The 19,680-nt window shown below is 29.3% G+C and carries 17 protein-coding genes; 2 read left to right on the top strand and 15 right to left on the bottom strand.

Annotated elements, in window-relative coordinates; translation table 11 throughout:
* Positions 1–84 precede the first annotated feature (84 nt).
* The 5 genes from R3X25_RS00285 to R3X25_RS00265 form a co-directional block, all read right to left on the bottom strand.
* Complete coding sequence (locus tag R3X25_RS00285; RefSeq protein WP_317670670.1) at positions 85–1,638, bottom strand: LamG-like jellyroll fold domain-containing protein; 1,554 nt, start codon at positions 1,636–1,638, stop codon at positions 85–87.
* Positions 1,639–1,648: 10 nt separating this feature from the next.
* Positions 1,649–3,235: a LamG-like jellyroll fold domain-containing protein gene (locus R3X25_RS00280; RefSeq protein WP_317670668.1), complete on the bottom strand. Its 1,587-nt coding sequence runs from the start codon at positions 3,233–3,235 to the stop codon at positions 1,649–1,651.
* A 10-nt stretch (positions 3,236–3,245) separates the two neighbouring features.
* Positions 3,246–5,690 carry a LamG-like jellyroll fold domain-containing protein gene (locus R3X25_RS00275; protein ID WP_317670666.1) on the bottom strand — a complete coding sequence of 815 codons (2,445 nt, stop codon included), beginning with the start codon at positions 5,688–5,690 and terminating at the stop codon, positions 3,246–3,248.
* Positions 5,691–5,834: 144 nt separating this feature from the next.
* Positions 5,835–7,724, bottom strand: a complete 1,890-nt coding sequence (htpG, locus tag R3X25_RS00270; protein WP_317670664.1) for a molecular chaperone HtpG — start codon at positions 7,722–7,724, stop codon at positions 5,835–5,837.
* Between the two features lie 266 nt (positions 7,725–7,990).
* Positions 7,991–9,619: an acyl-CoA carboxylase subunit beta gene (locus R3X25_RS00265; protein ID WP_317670662.1), complete on the bottom strand. Its 1,629-nt coding sequence runs from the start codon at positions 9,617–9,619 to the stop codon at positions 7,991–7,993.
* Between the two features lie 277 nt (positions 9,620–9,896).
* Here R3X25_RS00265 and R3X25_RS00260 point away from each other — a divergent pair, with 277 nt between their 5' ends.
* Together R3X25_RS00260 and ettA are read left to right on the top strand one after the other, a co-directional pair.
* A complete protein-coding gene (locus R3X25_RS00260) occupies positions 9,897–10,073 on the top strand; it encodes a CAL67264 family membrane protein (protein ID WP_317670660.1) in 177 nt (58 codons plus the stop codon).
* 21 nt (positions 10,074–10,094) lie between these two features.
* The gene (gene ettA / locus R3X25_RS00255) at positions 10,095–11,786 is read left to right on the top strand and encodes an energy-dependent translational throttle protein EttA (protein WP_317670658.1); all 1,692 of its coding nucleotides are present in this window, start codon (positions 10,095–10,097) and stop codon (positions 11,784–11,786) included.
* A 115-nt stretch (positions 11,787–11,901) separates the two neighbouring features.
* Here the strand turns inward: ettA and R3X25_RS00250 are convergent, their stop codons facing one another.
* From R3X25_RS00250 to R3X25_RS00205, 10 genes are all read right to left on the bottom strand, one after another.
* Positions 11,902–12,198, bottom strand: coding sequence for a Bor/Iss family lipoprotein (locus tag R3X25_RS00250; RefSeq protein WP_317670656.1), 297 nt, complete (start codon positions 12,196–12,198; stop codon positions 11,902–11,904).
* Positions 12,199–12,310: 112 nt separating this feature from the next.
* On the bottom strand, positions 12,311–13,084 hold the full coding sequence (locus R3X25_RS00245) for a hypothetical protein (RefSeq protein ID WP_317670654.1): 774 nt from the start codon (positions 13,082–13,084) through the stop codon (positions 12,311–12,313).
* 18 nt (positions 13,085–13,102) lie between these two features.
* A complete protein-coding gene (locus R3X25_RS00240; RefSeq protein WP_317670652.1) occupies positions 13,103–13,480 on the bottom strand; it encodes a protease inhibitor I42 family protein in 378 nt (125 codons plus the stop codon).
* Positions 13,481–13,603: 123 nt separating this feature from the next.
* Positions 13,604–14,119 (bottom strand): hypothetical protein, encoded by a 516-nt coding sequence (locus R3X25_RS00235; protein ID WP_317670650.1) that lies wholly within the window; start codon positions 14,117–14,119, stop codon positions 13,604–13,606.
* Between the two features lie 172 nt (positions 14,120–14,291).
* Positions 14,292–15,134: a LytTR family DNA-binding domain-containing protein gene (locus R3X25_RS00230; protein ID WP_317670648.1), complete on the bottom strand. Its 843-nt coding sequence runs from the start codon at positions 15,132–15,134 to the stop codon at positions 14,292–14,294.
* Positions 15,134–17,530, bottom strand: a complete 2,397-nt coding sequence (locus R3X25_RS00225; RefSeq protein WP_317670646.1) for a hypothetical protein — start codon at positions 17,528–17,530, stop codon at positions 15,134–15,136. The genes R3X25_RS00230 and R3X25_RS00225 overlap by 1 nt, the downstream gene beginning before the upstream one ends.
* Positions 17,531–17,603: 73 nt before the next feature.
* A complete protein-coding gene (locus R3X25_RS00220; RefSeq protein WP_317670644.1) occupies positions 17,604–18,011 on the bottom strand; it encodes a DUF4878 domain-containing protein in 408 nt (135 codons plus the stop codon).
* A gap of 20 nt (positions 18,012–18,031) precedes the next feature.
* Positions 18,032–18,634: a YiiX/YebB-like N1pC/P60 family cysteine hydrolase gene (locus R3X25_RS00215; RefSeq protein ID WP_317670642.1), complete on the bottom strand. Its 603-nt coding sequence runs from the start codon at positions 18,632–18,634 to the stop codon at positions 18,032–18,034.
* A gap of 116 nt (positions 18,635–18,750) precedes the next feature.
* Positions 18,751–19,065 carry a DUF6122 family protein gene (locus R3X25_RS00210; RefSeq protein WP_317670640.1) on the bottom strand — a complete coding sequence of 105 codons (315 nt, stop codon included), beginning with the start codon at positions 19,063–19,065 and terminating at the stop codon, positions 18,751–18,753.
* Entirely contained in the window at positions 19,065–19,679 is a 615-nt protein-coding gene (locus R3X25_RS00205; RefSeq protein ID WP_317670638.1) for a WbqC family protein, read from the bottom strand. Before R3X25_RS00205 ends, R3X25_RS00210 begins: the two co-directional genes overlap by 1 nt.
* Between the last annotated feature and the right edge of the window lies 1 nt (position 19,680).

Here is a 19,680-nt window from a genome sequence, read left to right as displayed (position 1 = left end):
ACCAAGCTGTTTAAACTTGTGTCAAAAATAATAAAAAAAGCCTCAACTAAAGTTGAAGCTTTTGTTAAAGGCTGTTAAACTGTGTTAATTTACTATAAATTTCATCGTTTGATAGCTATTTGAAGTATTTACTTTTGCAATGTAAATTCCTTCTCGTAAGTTTTCTAGTTTAATTTCTTCCTCAATTTTTGAAGTTTTAAAAACTTTTTGTCCTAATAAATTATAAACTTCAATAGATTTTATTTCATTTAAGTTTTGTGTGATTTTGAAGTGAAGTGTATTGTTTGAAATGTAGAAATTTCTTTCTGTGGTTTCGGTTAGTTTTTCAATGTTAAGTGCATTATTAGTATAAAGGTTTAAAATATCTGATTCAGAAAGAGCTGATTGGTATATTCTAATATCATCTAAATCACCTTGAAAATAGCCATTTTCAGGATAAGTGTAGCTCCCAAAATATTGGGCAGTTCTAACCATTTTTGTAGGGGTAAATCCGTTGAAAGTTCCAATTAATTCAGCATTTTTATAAGCTTTCATTAAGCCTGTTTCATCAACAGTACAAGTAATCATTGTCCACGTATCCGTTGTTAATGGGCTATTAGGGTATGTAGCAGTATCATCACAATAGAAAAGATATTTAGTGCTTCCATCTAATGTATGAAACATAAGTGTGTTAGTCGTAGATTGATTCCCAATATAAATGTTATTATTATTCCAACCAGACGAGAGATCCATTATCAATCCCCAATTATTAAAAGTTTCCCATTTTACCCATAAATTAAAACTCATTGCTCCTCCATTTTCCCAATCACCAATATCTATGTAATCGTTATTTGAGTTTCCGTGATAATGGTATGCACTATTAGCGTTTCCAAATCTATCAGTTGTTAATGTTGGACCGTAAACAGTACCATGGTGTTCATTTCCACTTTCATCGTTTGCATTTCCATTAAAAGGGTAGTAGGCTATTAAATCTGGTATTTCATATAGCTTCACATCATCAAACCACATTTTAGTAGTTCCTGAATTTCCTGCTGTTAATAATACATCAGTTGGTATAGTAGTTGGGTGTGCTGGAAAATCACTGGTTGTTGAAAAATTGTATGTGCCTGTTACTTGAGTTCCATCAATATAAACTTGATATAGCTTTGTACTTAAATTAGCTTTAATCTTAATGTGGTACCATTGATCGACATTATAACTTTGAATTTCATAGGTATTTCCATTTGTATAATTCGCAACTATTTTACCATTGATAAACTCTACTCTTAAACAACTGGTTCCCCAAGAACCAGCATTTGGGTTGTACAATGCAATATTACCTGTTTGACCAGAAAGTATTTTTTCTGCTTTTATAAATGCTTCAACACTCAAATTAGTAGGCATTATTGATGGCGTTTTAGTAAGAGCAGCAGCCCATGAACTAGCACCTTCAAGTTCAAAAGAATTATTTGGACTTACTGACGTAGTATTTACTACTTTTTGATTAACATCACCTGTACCGTTGAATTTAATAACCCAGCCTGTAGGTAAATCTCCTAAAGTTTCAGCATCAAAGTTATCATCAATAATTTGTGATGAAACAGAAATATGTGAAAAAAGAAGAAATATTAATAGTGATAATAGTAGTTTTGTTTTCATAATAAGAGTTTTATCTATTTATAAATTTTAAAGTTTGATAGCCGTTTTCTGTATTTACTTTTGCAATGTAAATGCCTATTCGTAAATTTTCTAGTTTAATTTCTTCTTCAATTTTTGAAGTTTTAAAAACTTTTTGTCCTAATAAGTTATATACTTCAATAGATTTAATATCATTTAAATTTTGTATGCTTTTGAAGTGAAGTGTATTTTTATGTATAAAGAAAATACTTTTTGTAGTAGAGGTTTTTTTTTCAACGTTTAGTGAATTGTTAGTGTAGAAATTAAGAATTTCAGATGCTGTAAGTGCTTTGTTGAAAATTCGTATATCATCCATTTTTCCTTTTACAAAACCTATAAAATTATTTAAAGGAGCTCTTTTACCGATGTATAAATCACTTGTGCTAGAATCTAATGTGTCGCCTCCTTGTGGAGTTGTTGTTTGTTCAATACCATTTATATAAACCTTTCTAACTCCATTTTCATAGGTTCCTGTTAGCATAATCCATTGATCGCTATAAGTATTGAATGAACTAACATTGTATCCGCTACTTCCAATATTGAAGCCTAATTTACCGTTTGAATTTGAAGGGTTATTAGTAAAAATTAATTCATATCCGGTATGAGTATCATAACCACCTTTTGAAATTCCTTTCCATGAGCTATCAGTTAAAGGATTATCATTATATAGCCACATTGAAATTGTAAGATCACTATTAGAAATATCTAGTGAATTACTATTTGGTACTTGAATAAAATTATCAATACCATCAAAACTATAAGCATTATCAGTATTTCCAAATCTGTCAGTTGTTAAAGTAGCTCCATTAACTGTTCCGTGGTTTTCATTTCCACTTTCGTCATTTGCATTTCCGTTGAAAGGGTAGTAGGCTACAAGTTCTATTGGATAGCAACTATAACCAGAAACCCAATTAGTATTGTCCATATTATAGAGTGTACCTGTATTCCCATTTCCAGAGTCATCAGCAGTTGAGGTGCCAGAGCCTTCCTCAAATTTCCAGTTTAAAACAAGTCCGTTTTCATTTCCAGTTAAACATTTATTGAAAGTACCTAATATTTCAGTATTAGTTCTAATGGTATTCCATACTCGTACATTATCAATTTGACCATTAAATTGTTGGCCAATATCAGCTTCGGTATCATTTCCTTTTCCAACAACAATTAGTGTATTACTTGTCTGAACATTATAAGTGAACGACAAAACAGGTTGTCCATCAACATAAAACTGACTACCATTAGTAACATTATCATCAAAAGTTATTGCAACATGATGCCATTGGTCATCATTCAATATGACATTAGATTCTTTCTCAGTATTACTTCCCCAATCATAAGCTATTAATTCATTGTCATATAAGAACATTCCATAAGCAGCTTGTTTTACAAGTATTCCTCTATAGGTAGTTCCAGCATCGGCTGTTTTTATCCAAGCTTCAATTGTCCCTTGGGTAAGATCAAGTGAAGCATTGTCTAACCCTTTAACGAATGTGGCTGGTGATGACGAAGTAAAATCTAATCCAGTTTGTGAAAAGCAAATGCATGAAGTTAATGCAAATACTATAAGTAGTTTTGTTTTCATAATAAGAGTTTTATCTATTTATAAATTTCAAAGTTTGATAGCCATTTTCTGAATTTACTCTTGCAATGTAAATTCCTACTCGTAAATTTTCTAGTTTAATTTCTTCTTCAATTTTTGAAGTTTCAAAAACTTTTTGCCCTAATAAATTATAAACTTCAATAGATTTAATATCATTTAAATTTTGTATGCTTTTGAAGTGAAGAGTATTGTTTGAAATGTAGAAACTGGTTTCTTCATTTTTAGAGTTTTTTTTCACATCTAATACTCCAGTATTGTAAAGAGCTATAATATCAGATTCAGTTAGTATTGAACTGTATACTCTTAAATTATCTATAGAGCCATTAAAAAAACGATGTGTATTAAACATACTTCCAATATGAATTGGAATATCGCTAGCAGTATTTATTAATGAAGTATCACCATTATTGTATGATAAGGTAGTTAATAATATGCCATCAGCATACAATTGAATAAGTTGTACTGTTTTTCCAATTGAAGGGTCGAAAACTGCTGAATAAAAATGCCAGTCGTTATCTGTATTGTCAAAGCCTTTAGTACAAGCAGCTCCATTAATATCAGCTCCCAAACCTTGAGCTCGACTATTTACACTTAATTCAAATCTATTTCCGTAGGAGTCATTTGATCCATATGAGATTACAGCATTATCCCAAGTACTGTATGGGATTTCATCAGTTTTTGCCCAAAATGTTATGGTTCGTGGAGATTCGCCAACAGGACCTGCAGCTTGACAAATAATTGTATCATCAATTCCATCAAATAGATATGCATTATTTTCATTTCCATTCATATCTTGTGTTAAAGTAGCTCCATTAACTGTTCCGTGGTTTTCATTTCCACTTTCATCATTTGCATTTCCATTAAAAGGGTAGTAGGCTTCTAAATTACTAGTGTTAAATTTTTGTTCATTGGCATAATATTTTACACCATCAATTTCAGCCCAAGCTCTATAATAATAGAATTTGCCTTCTGTTAGCCCTGAAATATTATCAGAATAAACTCCTAAATCAGTAGCTGAATTAGTTAAACTTGTTGCGGTAGTTATATCAAAATTAGATTCGTTAGCATATACAAATCCTCTTTCAATAGTATTTGTTGTTTCTGCAAAAAGTATGTTTCCGTTTAAATTGGCAGAGGTTGATTGCTGATTAGTTGCTTGGTTTGTTGTTAAGTTAGTTATGGCTTCATAAGCACCAGCATCCATAATAGTATTAATGGTTCTATTATTTCCTATAATGTCAACAGTTGGAGTATCTGTTGTTGTTGGATAGGACGAGTTATCTCCAAAATCAATAGCAGCAGATTGTGGATTTAAAGACCAATCAGCATTTAAAATTTCGTCTAATTGTTCAGGAGTAGTTGCAATACCTGTAAAAGATGTAGGTTTAGTAAATCTTGGATAATTTTCACCGTAAATAACACCATTATTGTTAGTTGATATCCCAATATTAATTGCAGTTGTGGCAATATCTTGGATACAATTATTTTCAACCAAGTGAGCTGTACTAGATACGACGTGTGTAGATTGATAGGTAGAATTTCCCCAAATTAGACCATTAAAAGTACTACCATATGAACCAAAATGAATTCCATTACCACCATTATTAACAATAGTACAGTTATTAAGGTATCCTTCAGCAAGATAAGCTCCAGCGCCATAATACTCACATTCATTGTTTGCAATTACACAGTTTATTGCTTTTGGAGCAGAATTAATTCCTGTAATTTTTATTCCACCACCAAAGTTTACGCTTTTATTATTTACTATATATGAATTGTAAATTCTTCCATTTGTACTAATAGAAATACCACCACCATTATTATTGGATTGATTAGAATATATTTTGCAATTATATATTTCTGCTCTTTTTGAAACGTAAATTCCACCTCCTTCACCAGATGCATAATTATCACGTATAATACAGTTTCTAATATAGGCATTAGAATCACCATAATCTACAGTGGAAATTAAAATACCACCACCATTACTTTCGTTAGTTTCGGTGCCATTCGCATATCCTTTTTCAATAATAAAGCCATCAATTTCAGTACTTGAGACTGTATTAAGAAAATAGACTACATGGTATGAGTTATCTGTATTATCATCAATAACTCCAATATCACCACTTAAAATTGTAGGATGTAATTCCGAATCTCTAGTTCCTCCATTGGTAGGAAAACCTCCATATATTTTAACACCATTTGGAATGTTAAAATAAATACTTCTATCAGAAGTAGTAGTTGGGTAGTATGTACCTTGTGCTACATTTATAGAGGTGTTTGAACCAATATTAGTAATGGCAGTTTGTAAATTAGTATAGGCATTTGCCCAATCAATTCCATTGTTGGAGCCTGTTGCATTTTGATCTACATAAATTGTTTGGGCATTTAAGCTATAGGAAATAAGTAGGATAGCAAATAGTAATTTTTTCATCATAATTTAATTTTTAGAATTCATAAATTATGGGGTATCTATTAAATATAATCACATTTAATCACAATATTGTTGATAAAAATCATAGAACAAAAAAAAACCACTGCAATTGCAGTGGTTTTCTGTAAATTTATACGATTTGGTGATTTATTTTACCATTTGAAAACTACGTTTTATAAAAGTAGTTAGTTCTTCACCTTTTAAAAGTCCTTGAGATAGTTTTGCTAAATCAAAAGCTTGTTGAATTAATCGTTCTTGTTTTTTCTTTGTTTTGGTATTTAAAATTTCTCCAACCAACTCGTTATTTGTATTAATAATTAAGTTGTACATTTCTGGAAAATTACCCATTCCCATCATTCCGCCACCACCAGTAGCTTGCATTTCTTTCATTCTACGCATAAATTCTGGTTGCGTAATAATAAAAGGGTTTGCGTTAGAATCCATAGCTTCCAATTGAACGGTGTAAGTTTCTTTTGGAATTGCTTCTTCAATAATAGGTTTTAAAGTTTCTTTTTCTTCATCAGAAAGTTTGCTAATAACATCTTCATCTTTTTTAATTAAGTTGTCGATATGATCAGAATCTACTCTTACAAATTGAATATTTTCTTTACTTCCTTCTAATTTTTGAATAAAGTGAGAAACAATTGGAGAGTCTAATAATAAAACTTCGTATCCTTTATCTTTAGCAGCTTCAATATAACTGTGTTGTGCATGTTCATCTGAAGCATATAAAATCACCAACTTATCATCTTTATCTGTTTGTGTTGGTTTAATTTTTTCTTCTAATTCAGAAAAAGTAAAATATTTTTTGTCAACTGTTGGGAACAATGCAAATTTGTCAGATTTTTCGAAGAATTTTTCTTCTGATAGCATTCCGTATTCAATAATAACTTTAATATCGTCCCATTTAGCTTCAAAACCTTCTCTGTCGTTTTTAAATAAGCTCACTAATTTGTCTGCTACTTTACGTGTAATGTAGTTCGATATTTTTTTAACAGCACCATCAGCTTGTAAATAAGATCTAGAAACGTTTAAAGGAATGTCTGGTGAATCAATAACACCGCGTAACATTTGTAAAAAGTCTGGTACAATGCCTTCTACATTATCGGTAACAAATACTTGATTTTGGTATAGTTGAATTCTGTCTTTAGAAGGGTCTATATTTTTTTGAAGTTTTGGAAAATATAAAATACCCGTTAAGTTAAAAGGATAATCTACATTTAAGTGAATATTAAATAAAGGCTCTTCAAATTGCATTGGATACAATTCTTTGTAAAAAGTTTTATAATCTTCATCTTTTAATTCACTAGGAGCTTTTGTCCATGCTGGGTTTGGATTATTTACAATATTATCTACTGTAATTTTTTCTGGCTCTGCACCTTCTTCTGCACCTTCTGGTAAAGGCAACGTTTCTTCTTTTGTTCCAAATTTAATTGGAATAGGCATAAACTTGTTATACTTTGTTAAAAGTTCTGTTATTTTACCATCTTCTAAAAACTCTAAAGAATCGTTGTCAATATGTAAAACAATTTCAGTTCCTCTTTCTGTTCTGTCAGTTTCTTCTAGAGTATATTGTGGACTTCCATCACATTCCCAACGTACAGCTTTTGAATCTTCAGCATATGATTTTGTGAAAATCTCTACACGTTCTGCTACCATAAATGAAGAGTAGAAACCTAAACCAAAATGTCCAATAATTCCTGAATCTTCAACTTTGTCTTTGTATTTTTCTACAAATTCTTCAGCTCCAGAAAAGGCTACTTGGTTGATGTATTTTTTAACTTCTTCACCAGTCATACCAATACCTTGGTCAATAATTCTGATTTCTTTTTTATCCTTATCTACTTTAATTTCAAGAATAGGATTTCCAATATCTCCTTTAATTTCACCTAAAGTTGATAAATGTTTTAATTTTAAAGTTGCATCCGTTGCATTCGAAATTAACTCACGTAAAAATATTTCGTGATCCGAATACAAGAATTTCTTTATAATAGGAAAAATATTTTCAGCCGTTACATTAATATTTCCAGTTGCCATATTTTTTAGTTTTTTTAATTTAATTTAACGAGTAGAACTTGTCAAAAAAAATACCAAACTTTTTTCGGTGACAAACTGACAGTTTATTTATGAATTACGAATTGTTATTCTCTGCACATAGTGAAGAGTTTTTAGGTGTTAATAATCGATTTTTAGGTAAATATGAATTCGAAGACTCACAAATTTTATTTTATAAAATATTAAAATTGATGTGTAAAAAAGCCAACCTAATTTAAGTTGGCATAGGTTTACTATAGTTATACTTTTTAAACTTGGAGTATTCCTAAATTAAATTGTTTTTCAATAGGAGCGTGGTTAGCGGCTTCAATTCCCATACTAATCCATTTTCTGGTGTCTAATGGTTTTATTACTGCGTCTGTCCATAAACGTGCAGCGGCATAATATGGTGAAGTTTGAGCATCATATTTTGCTTGAATAGATGCTAATATTTCTTTTTCTTTTTCTTTAGAAATTACTTCTCCTTGTTTTTTTAATGAAGCTTTTTCTATTTGAAGTAATACTTTTGCAGCTTGTGAACCACCCATAACCGCTAATCTTGCACTTGGCCATGCAACAATTAATCTAGGATCATAGGCTTTACCACACATAGCATAATTTCCTGCGCCATAAGAATTGCCTATAATTACAGTGAATTTTGGGACAACGGAATTACTGACTGCATTTACCATTTTAGCTCCATCTTTTATAATTCCTCCATGTTCACTTTTGCTTCCTACCATAAAACCCGTAACGTCTTGTAGAAAAACAAGAGGAATTTTTTTCTGATTACAGTTTGCTATAAATCGAGTTGCTTTATCTGCGCTATCTGAATAAATTACACCGCCAAATTGCATTTCTTTTTTACCGTTTTTTACAACCTTTCGTTGGTTTGCAATAATTCCAACAGCCCAACCATCAATCCTTGCATATGCACAAACTATGGTTTTACCATAATCTTTTTTATATTCTTCAAATTCAGAGTTGTCGACCAAGCGTTCAATAATACTTCTAACTTCGTATTGATCGGTTCTTAATTTAGGAAGTATTCCGTATATATCTTCTTCATTTTCCAAAGGTTTTCTGGAATCAATTCTATTAAAGCCAGCTTTAGTATAATCTCCAATTTTACCAACAATATTTCTAATTTTAGTTAAAGCATCTTCATCATCTAAAGCTTTATAGTCAGTAACTCCACTAATTTCGCAATGTGTAGTTGCTCCGCCTAAAGTTTCATTATCAACACTTTCACCAATGGCAGCTTTCACCAAATAACTTCCGGCTAAAAAAATACTTCCAGTTTTATCAACTATCATAGCTTCATCACTCATAATAGGTAAGTACGCGCCTCCAGCAACACAACTTCCCATTACGGCAGAAATCTGGGTAATTCCCATGCTACTCATTATAGCATTGTTTCTAAAAATGCGTCCAAAATGTTCTTTGTCAGGAAAAATTTCATCTTGCATTGGCAAATACACGCCAGCACTATCTACTAAATAGATAATAGGCAATTTATTTTCAATGGCTATTTCTTGAGCTCTTAAATTCTTTTTTCCAGTAATAGGGAACCAGGCACCAGCTTTAACTGTGGCATCATTAGCTACAACTATACATTGTTTTTCTTCTATATACCCAATTTTAACAACAACTCCAGCAGAAGGGCAACCACCATGTTCTTTATACATTTCATCACCTGCAAGTGCTCCAATTTCAATACTTTCTGAATTTTTATCAAATAGGAAATCAATACGTTCTCTAGCTGTAAGTTTACCTTTAGCTTTGTGTTTTTCAATTTTCGAATCACCTCCGCCTTTATATACTTTTAAAAGTTTCTTTTTTAAATCTGAAAGTTGAAGCTTATTATAATCTTCGTTTTTATTGAAGTTAATATCCATTGAAGTAATTCGTTTAATTGTTGCTAAAGTACAAAAGTAAATAATCTATATAAAGGTGTAAGTAATTTTAATTTAATAATTGTGTATAGAAAATTAGATTCTGTAAAAATTAAAGAGAATAATTACTTTTAAATAAATTTTAGATAGTTTAAAATTAAACAGTTTAAATTTTATTTAAAATGCTTTTGTAATAAAGTAAATTTCTATGGAAATCAGTTAAATTTTACGATATTTGTATTTCTACAAATTATTCCTAAATAATTAATAACAAAATAAAATGAATAAAAATAAAATATTGGCGTGGGCCACTTTTTTAATGATTGCAATGGGGTTTATTTTAATAGGACTTGGAGCATTTAGATATGATGATATTGCAGGATGGGGATTTGCTACAGTTGGATTTGGGTTTTTCTGTATAGCATGGGTTTTTAATGCATTAAAAGGAAGAGTTTAATAAATTATATTTTAATAAATTATGAGCGACGATAAAAAAGTAATTTTTTCAATGTCTGGAGTTAGTAAAACGTTTCCAAATGCTAACAAACCAGTTTTAAAAAATATTTATTTAAGTTTTTTCTATGGTGCCAAAATTGGTATTTTAGGTTTAAACGGTTCTGGTAAATCAACATTGCTAAAAATAATAGCTGGATTAGACAAAAACTATCAAGGTGATGTTGTTTTTTCTCCAAATTATACAGTTGGTCATTTATCTCAAGAACCACAATTAGATGAAGATAAAACAGTTATTGATATTGTAAAAGAAGGTGTAGCTGAAACTGTTGCTATTTTAGATGAATACAACAAAATAAACGATATGTTTGGTTTGGAAGAGGTGTATTCAGATCCGGATAAAATGGAAAAATTAATGGCACAACAAGCTGAACTTCAGGATAAAATTGATGCTTCAAATGCTTGGGAATTAGATACAAAATTGGAAATTGCCATGGATGCCTTACGTACTCCAGAAGGTGATACTCCAATTAAAAATTTATCTGGAGGTGAAAGAAGAAGAGTAGCGTTGTGTAGATTATTATTACAAGAGCCAGATGTATTATTGTTAGATGAGCCAACAAACCATTTAGATGCAGAATCTGTACATTGGTTAGAGCATCACTTACAACAATATAAAGGAACTGTAATTGCTGTAACCCATGATAGATACTTTTTAGATAACGTTGCAGGTTGGATTTTAGAGTTAGATAGAGGTGAGGGTATTCCTTGGAAAGGTAATTACTCGTCTTGGTTAGAGCAAAAATCGCAACGTTTAGCGCAAGAATCTAAACAAGCATCAAAACGTCAGAAAACATTAGAACGAGAATTGGAATGGGTGAAAATGGCTCCAAAAGGGCGACATGCAAAATCTAAAGCTCGTTTATCTAACTATGATAAATTAATGAATCAAGATCAGAAAAAGTTAGATGAAAAATTAGAAATTTACATTCCAAATGGTCCGCGTTTGGGAACCAATGTTATTGAAGCTTCTGGGGTTTCAAAAGCTTATGGAGATAAATTACTATATGAAAATTTAGAGTTTAACCTTCCGCAGGCAGGAATTGTTGGAATTATTGGACCAAATGGTGCTGGTAAAACAACTATTTTTAGAATGATTATGGGTGAAGAATCTCCAGATAAAGGAGAATTCAAGGTTGGAGAAACTGCTAAAATTGCTTATGTAGATCAAAGCCATTCTAATATTGATCCTGAAAAAACTATTTGGCAAAACTTTTCTGATGAGCAAGAATTAGTAATGATGGGAGGAAAGCAAGTGAATTCAAGAGCTTACTTAAGTCGTTTTAATTTCTCTGGTAGTGAACAGAATAAAAAGGTAAATATGCTTTCTGGTGGTGAACGTAACCGTTTACATTTAGCTATGACTTTGAAAGAAGAAGGAAATGTACTATTATTAGATGAGCCAACAAACGATTTAGATGTAAATACATTACGAGCATTAGAAGAAGGTTTAGGAAATTTTGCAGGATGTGCAGTTGTAATTAGTCACGACCGTTGGTTTTTAGATAGAATTTGTACACATATTTTAGCTTTTGAAGGCGAATCTCAAGTGTATTTCTTTGAAGGTTCTTTCTCTGATTATGAAGAAAATAAGAAAAAACGTTTAGGTGGTGATTTAATGCCAAAACGTATAAAGTATAAAAAATTGATTAGATAATATTTTAATAAAAAAGCCTGCAATTGCAGGCTTTTTTTTGTTGATAATCAATTCTGTAATCATTATGTAGTATATTGAAATCAAAGTACCTGATTATAAGTGTTTTAGATTAGTTCTACTTGGTTACAGTAGTAGTAGTAGGAGTATATAATCCTCCAGTTAAACTGCCAATTAGAAGATTAATAAATGAATGTCTTATATGAACAGTATAATCCTCTGCTCCATCAGCCATTTGTTTTGAGTTAGAAACGCCAACAGGAGCTAATCCTGCAATTACATAATGATTCCATTGAGTAGTTTTATTATTTCCTTGAGCTCCTTCACCCACTACACATGTATAAGTATAGCATGATGATAATAACATTGATGATGCGAATAAAATAGCCATCATTCTAAATAATTTTTTTTTCATAATATTAAGTTTTAATTAAACATCTATATATTTTCTTCTTGATTCATTCTAATTTATATCAACTCTATACCTCAATTAAAAGGTATAAGTAGGTTTATAATTATTACAGTTTTTATAACTTCTTATTTACTTTTTTTACTAATCTTGGTAGCTTTCTGTTTAAATCTTTCAAAACCTTGTCTGAAGCGCTTTGACATAAAGGCAATAATTGAAGAGGTTCCAATGCAATACCACTATAAAAACTAATTTTTTGAGATGACATTCCATATTCAGTTATGCGTAATACCTTTTTTCCTTCTTTATTAAGCAGTACAATATTTACAGTTGCTTTAACACGATAGAATTTCACCAAATTTATTCCGCTATCATTTGTAAATGAATAAGACATATCAACAAACATTATCCCATCAGCTTCATCAAACATGCGCAATAGCTTTATTTCATTGCGATTCTTTTTTTTAAAGGCGCCACCTTCATAAATTCGTTTGTATCCTGGTGGAGTTAAAAAAGTCCACCAAAATTTATTTTCAGACATATGTCTGTTTTCTCTGTTTGGGCTTTCAAATGAAATATATTCTGGGTTTTGTAACACTGATTCCTCTGGCAATAACTCAAATGGAAATTTTGACATATAGCTAGAATAAAAAGTCTTGTGAAATTTATTTAAGGTTGGTTGTAGATCGAATAAAGAATCCTGCCTTATTTTTTTAATGTCTGTTATTAGGCCAAAAAGCCCTTTTACTTCAGAACAATCAATATCTTTATTAACCGAAAAAGAAACTAATGCTACTTTCTTATTAGCACTAACGGGTTGAGCACTTGATGGCAAATTGTGTAACAGAAATATTGTTAAAAAAGATAAGATTAAAATTTTATTAGTATACATGATACAATTATTTAGAAATTATTTAACCTCCACAACTATTGTTTTTGAATCGATTGTTGAATCTGGAGTCCAAGACTGATTATATTCCATCTTAATAGTATCTAATCCTTTTTTAACACCTTTAAATATCCATATTTCTTTTCCGCCACTACCTGATAATTCAGGATTATCAATAATATAACTCTTGTCAGTATTCTCAACAATGTCTATTTTATTACTATTTGTCCATTCCCAACTATATCCAGTTGTGTGATTTGCTATCAATTCAACATTAAACTCTTCATCTATTGAAATAGCATAATCTGTATTGACGTTTTCATTTTCGGTTGTATCATCCTTCTCGCAACTTGAGAAAAAGGTTAACAACAATATCAAAGCAAAAAATGATGATTTCATTTTATATATTTTTTAAGTTATTATTATTTTTACTGTAATTTTACTATTATTAATTTTTATAGATTTTCAATTAAGCTTAAGAAATTAATAGATTTTATTAATTGAGAAACATTTGATAGAATATTAGTCCTGATAAGTAACTTGTAATTCCATTGTAATTCCATCACCTGATATAATTATTGGATTAGATCTTCCATTTACTGTGCTAAATGGGGCAACTGAAACTTGTCCCATTAAATCATCTTCTGTAGCTCCATCTTCATCATACAACCTAAATAAGTGTTTTATTTTAGGTTCTGTTATTACTAAATTACTTATTGAGAAACTATAGTTTTCACCTGTAGATACATTCTCAATAGCTTCATTAACAAGATCTAAAATAGTAGTACTTTCATATTTTATAACAGGGTAAATATCTGGTCTTATACAATTTAAACCTACACAAATATCCCATGTTGAAATTCCATCGTTACTAGGCCAATTTGTGACTGTAATTTTTTGTATAGTAACACTACTTGGTGCTTGGGTATTTGTGAAATCATCATCACCATTACCACAACATGCAGTAAACATAAAAGCAATAAACACATATAGGGCGATTAATAAACTTATTAATTGATTATTAGTTTTTGTTTTCATAACATTATGTTTTATACATATATATTCAGTTTATACTTTTCTATATTAAGGTATTACTTATATGTATAGTTAAAAAATGTAAGGGGTAAACACAGTTATAAATGTGGTAAATAGTAAAATAAAAGGTATAGTTGCCAAATATTCAACTTGAGTGGTACTCGCCACAAATGGTTTATAAAGCGTCTTTTACTTTATAAAAATACTGTCGAGAAACAGGTATTGGCTCCAAAAATTCTTTTAGAAAAAGTTCATGGTGATTGCAATTGCCATTAAGTTTTTCTATGTAATCGGAATTAACAATATATCTTCTGTGGCAGCGTACAAAATTTTGGTAAGCTTTTAATTGTAATCTAATATTTTTTAGTGTATTTCGTAAAAGTTTCTTTTTAATTATTTCACCTTCTTTGTAATGTATTTCTATATAGTTATCGGCAGAATTTATTAAAAGAATATCTGTAATTAAAAGGCTTATTTTTTCATTATTATTAATAGAATTGAAATCTATAATAATATTATTATGCTCTTTGTTAAACTTATTAACTTGTTTTTGGCATTTATTTTTTTCTAAAAGTAGTGATGCATTTTGTAATAGCAATTCCATTTTTCTATCATAAAACATCAAAATAAGAGGAGGAACAAGACAAATTAAGGCAACTTTAAATACAAGAAAAGTAGTTAAATATACTGATCCAGGGTACATAAGATATATAGAGAATAATCCAGAGCTTAAAAGCCATATTATAAAACCTTTATTATATGAAGATAGTATAGGTCTCTTTATGTTATGAGCAAGATTATAAATCAAACCAGGATACAAAATCCGGACAACTAAAATTGTAAAAAAAATAATTATTCCAAAACCGATAATAAATAAAATTCTATTATCATAATTAATATGGTCTAGCGGAAAAGGTTTAAAAATTAGAACAAAAAAAGCTACGCTACTACTAATGGCTAGAAAAAGGCCTAGTGAATTATTTAATAGATCGAGTATGTTATCCAGTCTTTTATTCATTAATTAATTTTGGTAGCTTTTGCATTTGATAAATAAAAATTAAGCGTTTTTATATCTTTTTCAAAATCTTTTATTCGTAGAGTAGTTTTTACTATTCCTTCATTTCTAATTTTATTGTTAATTATTAGAGCGTATTGTAAGGGTTTATCTGAACCATCTTCAAAAGAAAATGAAAATTGAGATAAATCTTGATGGAATTTTAAAGTTCTATTAAATTGTTTAACAGTTTTTATGGTTCTTTTTGGAGTGAAGAATATTTCCATTTCAAGGCTTGGTCCTCCATATTTACCCCATTTAAATCCCATAATTTCAGCTCCTGAAATAGTATAATAATCTCCATCAGGATCTGTTTTTTTAGTTTGGTATGTAATTGTTCTTTTTTCTGCTATTTTTTTTACTTTTTCTGCGCATGCTGTTTTTATTGGTTCAATACTGTTTTCTATGTTTTTAATATCAACAGCAATCTTTTGATAATTAGTTTCATTAGCAACTTTCTGAAGTTCCTTTATTTTAGTTTCTTTAGCTTCAATTTTTAATAAAGCTTCATGTACTAATATTATTATTTGTCTTTTTTCTTCTATTCCGCTCCAATTAGCCATACACGGAGCAATTTTAACAAACGATCTAAACTCACCAGCTTCACTTCCTGTATAAGGAGATCCATCTTCTTTCCATAATTTACGAATCATATTTAACTTATTAGAATTCAACCGTATAGATGGATCTGTTAATACAGAGCCTCCTACAACATGTTCTTTTAAAATGGCTTCAATAATTTTAGGTTCATTAGCCAAAATAATATCATTTTTAGGTAGGTTTTCAATACAGTCATCTTGTTGATTCAAACATTTTTCAGCTTCATCATCATTAATTATTTTTGTATCGTAGAGTTCTCCGCAATCTGGCCAAGGGAAATAATAATAATTTGGATTTATAATAGTTACTTTCTTTTTAAAAGTGATTGTCTTTTCATCAATTATTTGTTTTACTTCTATGTAGTTATTATCTGATTTAGTTTCTTTTGCTCTATAAATAGCTCCACTATATTCTTCTTTGTAATTTTCATCACCTTTTTTTATATAAGAATATAAATCTAAATTATCTGATAGACTATTCCATTCTATTTGTGTTTCAGAATAATTTGATTTTGCATAAAGTGTAAGCTTTTCATCGCCAAACTCTCCAAAACTCCCAGCATTTATGGTTGCTAATCCGGTAATAATCAATTCTCCTTCAGGAAATAAAGTGTTGTATAAGTTTGTTGAGCCTTCTACAACGTAGTTCATTCCATCAATTAGCGTTCCTATATTTGCTACAGTTTGTAATGGATTGTTGAATGGAATTAAACCAAAAACTTTGTCTATAACAACTAATTCATCATAATAAAAAGCTTCTTCATCACTTAAGCGTTGCATTACATCTAATAATAAAGCTGTGCATGGCACTAATGCGCCTACTACTGTTGTTAAACTAGCAGCACACGTAACTGCTTTTATGGCTGTTGCGGCATAACCTAATGCTGTTGAAATTGGTTCTGACACTTCTGTTTGATGGTTTATTTCAAATATTGAAGGTCCGTTTTGAGTTTTATTAGCATGAAGTGTAGTTGAAAATGTTTCAAAATTATCTAATAATGTTGTTGAAGTTTTTATTAAATCTCCATTGGTTTTATAAATTGATATTTCTGCTTCAGTATTATTTAAAGCTTTAATATTTAAGATAAATTGATTGGTAATAATTGATTTAGGATATCCTTTTTCATCAAATAGCATTGTTGTTTTTTCACTATCTGCAGTTTGTTGAAATACTAATGAATTTAGAGATGTATTGTTATTGTTTAAACCGATACCTAGAATATTTCCATTTTTATGAAATGAAAGAAGTTGTAAATCGTTATTTTTAGTTTTTGAAATAGCAAAATCTTTATAAACTCCTTTATGGTTATCTGTTGTTGTATTATTTTTTGTAGCTATATTATTATGTGAATAATTTTTATCTGCTAGAAGTTTTAAAATATGTTGTTTTATAGGTAGAAGTAGTTTTGAAGTTTGTTTTTTTGAAATAGGAAGTAGATTATCAACCCAAGTAGATTTAGATAAATATTGTCTATCTACAATAGAAATTGTAAGTATAGAATTACTGTAGGTTATTTTATATTTAGCTCTATTTTTGGCAAGCATTGTAGCATAGTGGAAAAAATTGGTTTTTCCTTCTCCTAGTTGCTTGTTAATAAAAGGATATTTAAGATTCAAATCTTTAAATGTTTTATAAACTATTGTCCAAACTTCATTTTCAGGAATATTTTCAACAGTTATAGATTTATTGGTTTGAGCATATGTACTTATTGATATAAAAAGTAAAATAAGTGCAATAATAGTAGTATTAACTGTTCTCATAATCTTAAATATTTATATATTGAGTTAAGCCAAAAAAATCCCGCATTTGCGGGATTTTTTACTCAAATAGTTGTTAGTTCATAGAAAAAACCATAAACCACTTTCCATCTACTTTTTTTAATTTTGCGTTTTCTTTGTTTGTATTACCATTGCCATATTCAATAGTGTATTTTACTCTTGCACTTAACCCATCTTCAGCTATTTTTTCTTCATCGATAGTAATTTTTTTAACGCCATCTTTTTTTTCATTTTCGGTATTTCCCATTCCTAATAAACCTTCAATTTTTTTAGCTTCATCTTCAGAAAGTTTTTCACCGTTATCCTTAACATATAGTTCAGAAACAGCTTTAAAATCTTTTGCTTTCATAAGCTTAAAAGATTTTTGTACAACATCTCCAGGTGTTGAACCTCCAGAACAGGCTACAAATGTTAGTGCTGATACAGCTAAAATTAGAATAGTTAAAATTTTAAAATTTTTCATAATGTTTATTATTTTGATTATTAATTGATATTTACTTTTTTAAATGGGAATTTGGTAAATTCAGAAGGAAAAATAATTTGATGTTTTCCTACTAAAAAATTTAACTCTTTAGTTTTTAAATCTAATTGAATATTTGCTTTTTTATAAGTTTTTAAAATAAGTTCAGTACAATACATTTCATTGTTTGTATCTAGATTGTAGTGATTATCAAAAATTATTTTTTTATTGAAAAAATTGAGTGCTTCTGAAGTAATTAGATGTTGTTTTTCGGGAGATAGGTTACTTCTATAAATAGCATATTTTGATGCGTTTTTAGGTTTTAAAAACTCTTGTATGGTCTCTTTTTTTAATACATGGTTTTTATGAGGAACGGCATGTATAACAAAAGGCTTTGTATTTTCAAATACTATTAATCCAATATGGGTAAATTCTGCATTTTTATCGGCTGTATATACAGCGAAACTTTCAGTAGATTTTCCACAGCGTAAGATTAAATCGCCATTTTTAAGATTTGAAGTATTAAATGTTATTGAATTTGTAGGCTTAAAATAGAATAATGAATAAGCTACAATAAATAATATTGCAATTAAAAATGTACTAATAAGTAAAAATTTCTTAACCATAGCTTAAAAATAGTTTTAGCATGATTAATGTAGTAAGTAGTTAGCAAGATTAAAGTTAGATATTATTTATGATGTTACGGTTACCAAATCGTAAAATTAATGTTTAAATCGTAAAATTAAATCCAAAAACAATCAATAAAATCAGTTAGCATATGGAAAAGTAAGCCAATAGCTACAATTCTGGTTTTATTAAAGAAAATTAATACTGTGTAAAATCCAATTGCGATATAAGAATGTAGAGGATGAAAATTTATACTACACCTATTAGCATCAAACAAAGGTGTTGCTATTAAATGGTCTAAATCTACTAACATTGTTGCCATAAATATTAACCAAACTATTTTCCAATTCTTTCTAAAAAATAGGTAAGCAATAATACCAGGAACTAAAAAATGCATTCCATAATGAATAATAAATCGTAGAATTTCCACTAATTAATTTTTAATGTCTGATTTTCTAAATAATTTAAAGCATTTGGACCTTCCATAAAAATTAAGTCTAGCATGCTTAAATTTGGTATAAATCCATGTGAAGTTTCAAATACTTGAATATAACGTTCAAAATTGAATTGAGTTTTAGTTTTTGCAATTGCTAAATTTCTAAAATCGTTTTCAATTTTTTCAGTTTCAAATGCAGTAGAAAAATTAAAAGGAATTTCTAATTGCAATGCTTCCATAATAAATAGGTGAGAAGCAATATTTAAGTCGATTAAAAATTCATGTTTTTTTTCAATAATTGGAAGTAAATCATCTATATAAAACTCAAAAAATGGAGAAGAGCTATATGCAGATTGTAATGCTTTTAAATGTAGTTTATTCCAATTTTCTTTATAATCAATTTTTACATCTTTGGTTTTTTGCTTACTTCCTTTGGTATGTTGAATAGGAATATTTAAGCTTTGTTTTCCATTTGCAGTATAGATGTAACAACGATTTCTATACGTTTGTTTTTGAAAATTGTCTTCAACTTCAAATGTAAAATGGTTGCTTTTTATTAACTCAACATATTGAGCAATAGGTGGGAAATATGTTGGATGAAAAAGCATT

Origin of the sequence: Lutibacter sp. TH_r2 (genome assembly GCF_033101135.1) — a bacterium.
Classification (GTDB): domain Bacteria; phylum Bacteroidota; class Bacteroidia; order Flavobacteriales; family Flavobacteriaceae; genus Lutibacter.
Note: the sequence above shows the minus strand (reverse complement) of the source record. Positions and strands in the feature narration are given on the sequence as shown.